The sequence below is a fragment of the Gammaproteobacteria bacterium genome, from assembly GCA_013696315.1.
Lineage (GTDB): Bacteria > Pseudomonadota > Gammaproteobacteria > JACCYU01 > JACCYU01 > JACCYU01.
In genome coordinates, this window is the sequence record JACCYU010000193.1 from 1 (window position 1) to 9,355 (window position 9,355).

At 60.2% G+C, this 9,355-nt stretch carries 10 protein-coding genes; all 10 read left to right on the forward strand.

What is annotated here, in order from left to right; translation table 11 throughout:
* The coding region (locus H0V34_11340; GenBank protein MBA2492255.1) for an FAD-binding oxidoreductase at nt 1–1,016 on the forward strand (1,016 nt) is incomplete at its 5' end.
* Nucleotides 1,017–1,073: 57 nt separating this feature from the next.
* Nucleotides 1,074–2,546 (forward strand): glutamine synthetase, encoded by a 1,473-nt coding sequence (locus H0V34_11345; GenBank protein MBA2492256.1) that lies wholly within the window; start codon nt 1,074–1,076, stop codon nt 2,544–2,546.
* A gap of 15 nt (nt 2,547–2,561) precedes the next feature.
* Nucleotides 2,562–3,512, forward strand: a complete 951-nt coding sequence (locus H0V34_11350) for a glutamine amidotransferase (GenBank protein MBA2492257.1) — start codon at nt 2,562–2,564, stop codon at nt 3,510–3,512.
* Nucleotides 3,500–4,342: a GXGXG motif-containing protein gene (locus H0V34_11355; GenBank protein ID MBA2492258.1), complete on the forward strand. Its 843-nt coding sequence runs from the start codon at nt 3,500–3,502 to the stop codon at nt 4,340–4,342. Before H0V34_11350 ends, H0V34_11355 begins: the two co-directional genes overlap by 13 nt.
* A 155-nt stretch (nt 4,343–4,497) precedes the next feature.
* Nucleotides 4,498–5,886, forward strand: a complete 1,389-nt coding sequence (locus H0V34_11360; protein MBA2492259.1) for an FMN-binding glutamate synthase family protein — start codon at nt 4,498–4,500, stop codon at nt 5,884–5,886.
* 10 nt (nt 5,887–5,896) lie between these two features.
* Nucleotides 5,897–6,286, forward strand: coding sequence for a hypothetical protein (locus H0V34_11365; GenBank protein MBA2492260.1), 390 nt, complete (start codon nt 5,897–5,899; stop codon nt 6,284–6,286).
* 33 nt (nt 6,287–6,319) lie between these two features.
* Nucleotides 6,320–6,910 (forward strand): hypothetical protein, encoded by a 591-nt coding sequence (locus H0V34_11370; protein MBA2492261.1) that lies wholly within the window; start codon nt 6,320–6,322, stop codon nt 6,908–6,910.
* A 75-nt stretch (nt 6,911–6,985) separates the two neighbouring features.
* A complete protein-coding gene (locus H0V34_11375; protein MBA2492262.1) occupies nt 6,986–8,614 on the forward strand; it encodes an APC family permease in 1,629 nt (542 codons plus the stop codon).
* Between the two features lie 28 nt (nt 8,615–8,642).
* Nucleotides 8,643–8,846 carry a hypothetical protein gene (locus H0V34_11380; protein MBA2492263.1) on the forward strand — a complete coding sequence of 68 codons (204 nt, stop codon included), beginning with the start codon at nt 8,643–8,645 and terminating at the stop codon, nt 8,844–8,846.
* A gap of 15 nt (nt 8,847–8,861) precedes the next feature.
* Nucleotides 8,862–9,355, forward strand: a 494-nt coding sequence (locus H0V34_11385) for a GNAT family N-acetyltransferase (GenBank protein MBA2492264.1), incomplete at its 3' end; no start/stop codon positions are given.

A 9,355-nucleotide genomic window follows, 5' to 3' on the forward strand; every position in this document is an offset into this window, starting at 1 on the left:
TCGCACAGCAACAACGGGAGATCGATTACGAGTCGGTGTTCATCGAAGGTGAGAAAGACAGCCTGAATTATATGCGGTCGATCTTCGATGACTGGCAGGCCACGGGCATCACTTCGGTATTGCACGAAAAGCGCGGCGGATACGCCAATAACGTCGAAAGCATGCGGGGCCTGGCCGACAAGGCCACGTCGCAGGGTGTGCACATCGAGTCCGGCGTCGCGGTCACCGGCTTCAGGCGCGATGGCGGGGGCGCCGTGAACGCGGTCGAGACTGATCGCGGCGTCATCGAATGTGACTATGTGGTGGTCGGTGTCGGGCCATGGATCAAGAGCATCTGGGAGATGCTGGAACTGCCCAAGGTTATCGACATTAGAGGTCCGGACGGAACACTGCACAAGGACGTACCGATGTGGGTCTTCTGGTCGCTGCAGGAGGGTACTCTGGGCGTCGATCCAGATCTGCAGAAGACCAACGACGGCAATTTTCCGCCGGTGATCCATGTCGACAGCGACGCGACCCTTTATTCCGACAAGGACGGCTCACTCATCACGGACAAACTCTGGGGTATTTATTACAAGCCCGACTTTCACTTCGGCGGCGTGCAGGGTGGGGCGGCGCCTTACAGGATCGAAACCGACCCCGATGACGTAAAGGTCGATCCGTACGGACCCGAATCGCCGGATTACATTGTCGGCAAAAATTTCGCGAACATGTGGTGTTCGGCGCTGGCGCATTGCCAGAAACGCTTTGAAGGCAAGCTGTCTCTGTTCAAGCAGGAACCTTCGGGCGGCATTGGCGCCTTTACGCCCGATAACTTCCCCGTATTCGATGTGTTCCGCGAAAACTGCTACGTCATCGCGGACTCCAACCACGGCTACAAGATGCTCGGCGTCGGCAAGCTGGTCGCGTCGGAAATCGTGGGTCAACGCAGCGGTTTGCTCGATCCGTTCCGCTTCTCGCGCTACGCGCAGGGAAAGCTTCATCCAACGTCTCACAGCCCATTCCCCTGGAGCTAACTGACCATGAGCCAAGTTAAGTCGAGAGCAACGAAACCCGAGGCTTCCGCGGCCAAGGTGACTGATCTCGAGAGGCATGTTAACGCCGAAGGCCGCAGTGAGCTTGTCGAAGAGGTACGCGCAAAGATCGACGAGCTTGGAATCAAGTACATCTATTTCCAGTTCGTCTCGGTGACCGGCCGCATCGTAGGCAAGGGTATCCCCTCCGATCATTGGGAGCGGATCGCCGAGCGCGGATTCCAGCTGGTTTATGGCTCCACTGCCAACCTGTTCGTCGATCGCCACGGACAGTATATCGGTTACGGCCCGGAGGCCTCCGAACTCGTCGGGATTCCTGATCCGGAAACATTCTGTCAGTTGCCCTGGGACAAACGCATAGCCCGTGTCTATTGCACGTGTTTCCGGAACCGGGAAGAGAGGGTCAATCCCGGCGGCCATCTGACCTCGGATTGTCGGGGTAACCTGCGACTGATTCACAACGAATTCAAGAAAAAACACAACGGCCTGCATATGCGCATCGGCACCGAGCCGGAGATGATGTGGTTGAAGCGCGGCGAGGACGGCCGGCCCGCGGGTGGCGTGACGAAGCCGAACTGTTATCACATAGACCAGTTCGAAGAGCTACGCCCCGCTACCATGAAGGTGCTTGAGTACGCCGCGCAAATGGGCTTCGACATGATCCAGGGCGATCACGAGGACGCGCCTGGGCAACTGGAGCTGAACTGGATGTACGACGACGTGCTCAGGAACTCCGACCGTTTGACGACGTACCGCCAGATCTGCGCGCAGGTCGCCCGCGAGCAAAATCTGATTGCCTGTTTTATGACCAAGCCATTCCTGGGCGTCTCTGCGTCAGGTTGCCATCACAACGTATCGCTCTGGCGCGGCGGTGAGGATTACGTCAACACTTTGCACCAAGCCAGCTTGCCGGCCATGGAGAACGTGTTTACCTATAGCAGAGATGGTGAAAACACGTTTATGCCAGATCCGAACATCGACGATCGTAAGCCGGGATTGATCGGGTTACAGTGCATCGGTGGTGTGATAAACCACCTGCGGGCACTTACCGCTATAGGTTCACCGACCGTGAACTCCTATCGGCGTCTGTGGGATACAGGCTTCTGGGCGCCGGTGTTTGCGGACTGGGGCTACCAGAACCGGACCTGCGGGCTGCGCATCTCGGCGCCTGGCCGGTTCGAGTATCGTTCCGTTGACTCGACCGTTAATCCATATCTCATGGGCGCGGCGTTGCTGAAGGCATTCGAAGATGGTATCGAGAAGGATCTCGACCCAGGCGAGCCGGAAGAGCGGAACATTTACGCGGCCATGGAAGCCGGCAAAAAGGTGAAAAAGTTGCCGATGTCACTGGGCGAGGCCCTCGACGCGCTCGAACAGGATGAAGTCATCCGCTCGGCCATGCCCGACGAAATGTACAGAGTGTTCATGCACTACAAGCGCGACGAATGGGAAAAGTTCAACTACACAGTCACCGAATGGGACCTGAACACGTATATCGACTACCTGCCTTAACGAGAGGACGACACGATGTGCGGCATTGCAGGGCTGATTCACAAGGGCAAGCGCGCGGATATCGGCAAGGAGATGACCGCGATGCTGCAGGCGATGAAGCATCGCGGGCCGGACTCGACCGGCTACGCCCTGTACGGGCCGGCCGACACCAGTCAGTACGTAATGCGCTTCAAGGTCGCCGAGCCATCCGATCTCGCCGCCAGCCGCAAAAAAGGCGCCTGGGACATTCACCAGGCGTTGAAGGATCGCAAGCGCAAGGTGGATGAGCGTCTTGAGGAGCTCGGCGCCAAGGTAATTGCCGACGAACAGCCGAGAGAATACGCGTTCCGTTACGCGTTTTCGTACGACGGCGATCTGGGTCGGCTGGCGGATTACATCGAAGACCTGGACGGCGTGGAAATCCTTTCGCTGGGTCACGCGCTGGAGCTGATCAAGGATCTGGGTGATGCGAACACCGTTTCGCAGGGCTACAACTTAAGCGCGTTCCAGGGTACGCACGCCATGGGGCACACGCGCATGGCGACCGAATCCGATGTCGATATCCGCTCGGCGCACCCGTACTGGGCGTATCCCTACAGCGACATCTCGGTCGTGCACAACGGTCAGCTCACCAATTACTGGAATTCGCGACGCGCGCTTGAGCGTAAAGGTCACCGGTTCGCCTCCGACTGTGACTCCGAGCTGATCGCGGTGTACATCGCCGACCAGCTGGATCAGGGCGTGGAATTGGAGGTGGCCATGCGCGAGTCGGTGAATGCTTTCGATGGCGTATTCACCTATCTGGTGGCGACCGGCAACGCGCTGGGGATGGCCAAGGACACCATGGCGGCGAAGCCCATGGTGCTCTACGAGGGCGACGACTTCATCGCCATGGCTTCCGAAGAAGTGGCGATCCGCAGCATCTTTCCGCACGAGATCGACACCACAGACCCCTACGACGGCGAGGTGCGTGTATGGCACAGTTAAAGACGAAAGATTCGCATGATCTGGGTATGCACGATGAGCAGCTCACGGGCCGCACCCAGCAGGTCTTTTTCGATTCGTCGGAGGAAGAAAACTTCACTTATCCCGGCGCCTTCGATGTCGATTTTGACAAGCGCGCCGAGCTCGACGCCGCGGAACTGGAAAACAAGGCCATCAATCTGCGCATACGCGAGTTGATGAGCCAGGGCTTTGGCACGATCATGGTGCGCAATCCCGGCGCCAAACACTCGCTGGGCGTCGGGATTCTCAATCGCCTCCAGCTCGAATTCGACGGCAGCCTCGGGTATTTCGGCTGCGGGCTGATTGACGGCCCCAATGTGCGCATCAAGGGCAGAGTCGGCTGGTCGTGCGCAGAAAACATGATGGCCGGCACGGTGGTGATCGAGAAAAACGCCGGCTCGACTTTCGGCGCGGCCTTGCGCGGCGGCGACCTGGTGTGCAAGGGCGACGTCGGTTCGCGTACCGGCATCGATATGAAGGGCGGCACAATTATCGTCGGCGGCCGCACCGGCATGAACTCCGGCTTCATGATGCAGCGCGGCCGCATGGTTATTCTCGGCGACGCCGGTAACAATCTGGGCGACTCGATGTACGACGGCACCATTTACATCGGTGGCAAGGCGCAGAGTCTTGGCGTGGACGCGGTGGAAGGCGAGATGACCGACGTCGACATCCAATGGCTCAAGCACAAGCTTTCCATTTACGGACTGGACGCGCCCAACGGTGTGGAGAACATGACCAAGATCGTGTCGGGCAAGAAGCTCTGGAATTACGACAACCTGGAACCGGCCGAGAAGAAACTGGTTCTTTAGCGAGTCTGGCTCAGGCACGTATCGATCGCTGTAGGTCGGCAATCCTTTCCCGACATCACGTCGGGAAAGGACTCCCGACCTACGAATACCGGCGGGAACGCGTAGGATGCCCACGCTTTATAGGCCTTTCGGTCCACAGTTACTGAGGTTTAAACATGACGGCACACAGCAAGCCCGCACCGCACACTGAGCCACAACCGGAAGTGCGCGAGCAGGAGCGGAATCGAAACGTCCTCGGTTCCAGCTTCGTCTTTCCGCCCCGTGTGATCGACGACATCCACGTCAAGGCCGAGCTCGGCCGCTACCGCATGCGCGGATTCTCGTTGTTCAAGAAGATTCCGAGCTGGGACGATCTGACGTTCCTCCCCGGCACCTTGACGCGCTTCGTGATCGAGGGTTATCGGGAAAAATGCCTGACCAAAACAGTGCTCGGTCCGCGCGCCAAACGCCCGCTTGAACTCGACATTCCGGTCTACATCACCGGCATGAGCTTCGGCGCGCTGAGCTACGAGGCCAAGACAGCATTGGCGCGCGGCGCGACCATGGCAGGCTCGGCGACATGTTCCGGCGAGGGTGGCATGATCCCCGACGAACGCCGTTACTCGACCAAGTGGTTCTACCAGTGCATTCAGTCGCGTTACGGCTTCAATCCGCATCACCTGAGGCTGGCGGACGCCTGCGAATTCTTCATCGGTCAGGGCTGCAAGGTCGGCATGGGCGGACACCTCATGGGCCAGAAGGTCACCGACCAGGTGGCCGAGATGCGCTCACTGCCCGCGGGCATCGATCAGCGCTCGCCGGCGCGTCATCCGGACTGGCTCGGGCCGGACGATCTTGCGCTCAAGATTCAGGAGATCCGCGAGGCCACCAACTGGGAGATTCCCATACAACTTAAATTGGGCGCGGCGCGCGTGTACGACGACGTGCGTATGGCCGCCAAGACCGACCCGGATTGCATCTACATCGACGGCATGGAAGGCGGCACCGGCGCCGGCCCGCATCTGGCCACCGAAGACACCGGCGTGCCCGGCATCGCGGCCATCCGCCAGGCGCGCAAGGCGCTGGACGACGTGGGCAAGACCGGCGAGATCTCGCTGATCTACGCCGGCGGTATCCGCAATGGTTCCGATATCGCGAAAGCACTGGCGCTGGGCGCCGATGCGATCGCGATCGGTCATGCCTCATTGATCGCGCTCAATTGCAACAAGGATATTCCCGAGGCTGATTTCCCCAACGAGATCGGCGTGCCGGCCGGCTACTGCTATCACTGCCACACGGGTCGTTGCCCGGTGGGTGTGACCACACAGGATCCGCGACTGCGCAAGCGCTTAAATCCGGATGACGCGGCCGCGCGCGTTTATAACTTTTTGCACACGCTCACCATCGAGTGTCAGTTATTCGCGCGCGCCTGCGCCAAAACCAACGTGCACTCGCTGGAGCCCGAAGATCTGGCCGCGCTGACCATGGAAGCCTCAGCCATGGCGCAGGTGCCGCTGGCCGGCTCGCAGCACACCGTCGGGCGACCCGACATGACCCGCTATTGAGGACCGCACCATGGCTGAGCAGAAGGACGTTAACTATTTCATCAAGAGCGAGGGCGTTGACACCGAACGCGAGAAGATGATCGGGCAGCACATCGGTTATCGCTACGACGTGAACCTCGTGCCCGATATGAATCGCATCACGCCGTTTCTTAAAAAATACATCGACACGATGGGCTGGCAGGATCTGAACTGGCTGGAAGACGTGCACATGGGCTACGAGGAGAACAAGCCCGCGGTGTTCGATCGCAACATCAATGGCTGGGTGCAGGTTCCGGGCGACATCGAGCTCCCCGATAATCAGCAGGATCGCGACATGGTGGCCAGGGAGTTGTTGATCAAGTTTCAGATGTCGCTCAATCATCCACTGGTGGATCTGAAGCGCGCGTACGCGAAGTTCTGAGCGGCCGCCACGTTGTCGACGATGTGCGCTGACATGGCTGAACGCGAGCACGGCGGAGTTCTCCGGCATCAGACCGCGCAGGCGGTGTTGCGCGATCAGTTTATGCGCTGGCAGTGCCGCGCGCGGCAGAACGCGGTGCGCATGCAAGGCGGCCGTCCATCGGCGCCCATGCGAGCGCGGGTCATTGGCGACAACGTGGCACTGGCGGAGATCACGATCCTCATCAACAAGCGCGAGCCGTACTCAGCGACGCCGGAGTTCCAGCACATGGTGCGTCGCACGCCGGATCCGAGCGCCCGCCTGGACAGCGCTTTGCAGTTACTGGCGGCGGAGTACTTTCAGAATCCAAATGAATTCTCGGCTCAGTTGACCGCCTTGTTCGGGCCCGGCATGCTTCTGGTGGAGCGCCTGGTCGATGTAGGGTCGTGCACGCTGGAATTCGCTCAGCCCCGCCAGTTCTACGCGCTACCGTGCGAGATTGAAAATCTGTCCGTGCGCGATCCAGCGTATCAGGCCACCTACTGGCACAATCGGCTGTTTAATCCCTCCATGCCAATGGGCGTACAGGTGCTCGCTTTCAGACCCGACTGGTCGCTCGCCAGGGCGGCTCCCTCGCCTGTCTGATCACCCCGTCGAGCTCAGCTTTGAATGACCCACCGATGACCTCAACCCGCTCTACTGTCAAAAGAGGATAAAAAAATGGCCACGAATCCATCAGCGGTTGCGGCGGCGGCAAAGCCGACTTACGTGCCCGAGGGGGAGCTACATCGCGATATCGACTGGACGCATGCGTTCTGGGTCGCGAGCGGCGTTCCCGCGCTGGTGCTGTTCTCCATCGGCGCCATCGCCGCCACGGTTGGCAAGCCGTCCGCGCTGGTCTGGTTCATCTCCGTGATATTCGGCTTCCTGCAGGCATTCACTTATGCCGAGATCGCCGGCATGTATCCGGAGAAGTCGGGCGGCGCTTCCGTCTACGGGGCCATGGCCTGGGTTCGATACAGCAAGATCATCGCGCCGCTGTCGGTATGGTGTAACTGGTTCGCCTGGACCCCCGTGCTCGCGATCGGCACGGGGCTGGCGGCCGGCTATATCCTGACCGGCCTGTTCCCCGCGGACGCCGCGATCAACACCTGGGCGCTGACCCTGCTCGATCTTGGCGCGGTAAAAGAAGGATTGACCCTGCGTATCAATGCCCAGTTTGTCCTCGGGGCGGTGATTCTGCTGCTCATCTTCGCCGTGCAGCATCATGGCATTTTGCGGGCGGCCCGACTGCAGATGATCGCGGCGGTGGCGGCGTTGGTCCCGCTGACCATCGTCGGCTTGGTGCCGTTGATCACGGGCGACATCGTCAGCAGCAACTTTATGCCGCTGGTGCCGCTGGCGTATGACCCCGCTGGCAACATTATCGACGGCGCCTGGGACGCGCACGGCTGGACACTGTTCATGGGCGGTCTCTTCATCGCCGCGTGGTCGGCGTACGCATTTGAGACGTCGATCTGTTATACGAGTGAGTTCAAGCATCCCGAGAAGGACACCTTCAAGGCCATCTTTTACTCTGGACTGCTGTGCATCGCGGTTTACACCCTGGTTCCTTTCTCGTTCCAGGGCTTTTTCGGCACGGAGGGTCTGGTAGACCCGCGTATCCTGGCCGGAACCGGCGTTGCGTCGGCCATGGCCGAAATGGTCGGCGGCGGTGCGATCATCCGTAACGTGCTGGTGGTCATGCTGGTGCTGGCCCTGCTGATGGCGATCATGACCTCGATGGCGGGCTCGTCTCGAACTCTCTATCAGGGCAGTCTGGATGGCTGGCTGCCGAGATACTTAGGAAAAGCCAACAAGCACGGCGCGCCCACGCGGGCGATGTGGACCGATCTGAGCTTTAATCTGATTCTGCTATTAATGTCGGATTACGTTTTCCTCCTGGCGGTCTCCAATGCGACCTACATCATCTTCAATTTCCTCAATCTGAACGCGGGCTGGATCCATCGCCTGGACAGACCCGACTGGTACAGGCCCTACAGATGCCCGAACTGGCTGCTCGCCGCAGGCGGCGTGCTGGCGTTCGTCAATGCGATCCTGCTGGGTGCTGGCGCCGGCGTCTGGGGTGAGAACACGCTGCTGGTGAGCGTCATCTTCGCGGCATTGATCCTGCCGGTGTTCTGGTTCAGGCACTACGTGCAGGATAAGGGACAATTTCCGACTGCCAAACAGGCAGAGTTCGAGCGGGAGGAAAAAGTGCAGCTCCGTGCGGGCATGCTGCCTTGGCTGGCCATCGCAGGCGGCGTAATCCTGGTGGTCGTGTCCAGTCAGCTCGCGGTATACGAATAATCCTGAACAGTTTCGATCGGGCGTGCACGTGGACACACGACGTCAACTACGTCGCAGGGTCATAGCCGGCAACGCGATCGCCTATGCCGGCATGCTGGCCGCCATCGCTATCTATCTGCGAGACTTGCCGACGCATCCGCTGTTGTATGGCGTGGCGGGCGCGGCGGTGGGGTTGGGTACTGGGCTCGCCTATCTGTCACTGTGGAAATTGCGGCAGCGCGAACTGCGTTGATGAAGCGAAATTCGCGTGACGGCGCATTCGCATCCAGGCATCAAGATTGGCGCCATCCAGGAGAACGAGCGGCGCATTTTCCTCCGGCTGGCGGCGGCGGAGGGCTGGCGTGTCACCGATCGTGAGAGCAAGCTGTTCCGCGGGGCGTTTGCGGACAGCGGCTTCGCGTTAAGTGCGCCCGAGCGCGCATGCGGTTTTATCACTGCCGTCAGTCTCAAAGCTTACGGCTGGATCGGTAATCTTGTCGTAGCCGGGAACGACCGGGGGCGTGGTTTTGGCGGTGCGCTTCTGGACCACGCCATAAGCACCCTGCGCGAACGCGGCGCACGCTGCCTATGGCTCACTGCTTCGGAGCTTGGACGGCCGCTTTACGAGCGCCGCGGATTTTCCATGGTCGACGGCGTTGACCGCTGGGCGCGCGTGGGCGAAGCAGTTGGCGCGCCTTCGGGTGTAGCCTTAGTGGACACGGAGACGATCATCGCCGCCGACGCGCGCGTCTGGGGTGGATC

What these genes read in the sequence shown, in the direction of transcription:
- H0V34_11370 (MBA2492261.1), top strand. Translation starts at nt 6,320, where the DNA reads ATGGCTGAACGCGAGCACGGCGGAGTTCTCCGGCATCAGACCGCGCAG.
- H0V34_11375 (MBA2492262.1), top strand. Translation starts at nt 6,986, where the DNA reads ATGGCCACGAATCCATCAGCGGTTGCGGCGGCGGCAAAGCCGACTTAC.
- H0V34_11350 (MBA2492257.1), top strand. Translation starts at nt 2,562, where the DNA reads ATGTGCGGCATTGCAGGGCTGATTCACAAGGGCAAGCGCGCGGATATC.
- H0V34_11365 (MBA2492260.1), top strand. Translation starts at nt 5,897, where the DNA reads ATGGCTGAGCAGAAGGACGTTAACTATTTCATCAAGAGCGAGGGCGTT.
- H0V34_11355 (MBA2492258.1), top strand. Translation starts at nt 3,500, where the DNA reads ATGGCACAGTTAAAGACGAAAGATTCGCATGATCTGGGTATGCACGAT.
- H0V34_11360 (MBA2492259.1), top strand. Translation starts at nt 4,498, where the DNA reads ATGACGGCACACAGCAAGCCCGCACCGCACACTGAGCCACAACCGGAA.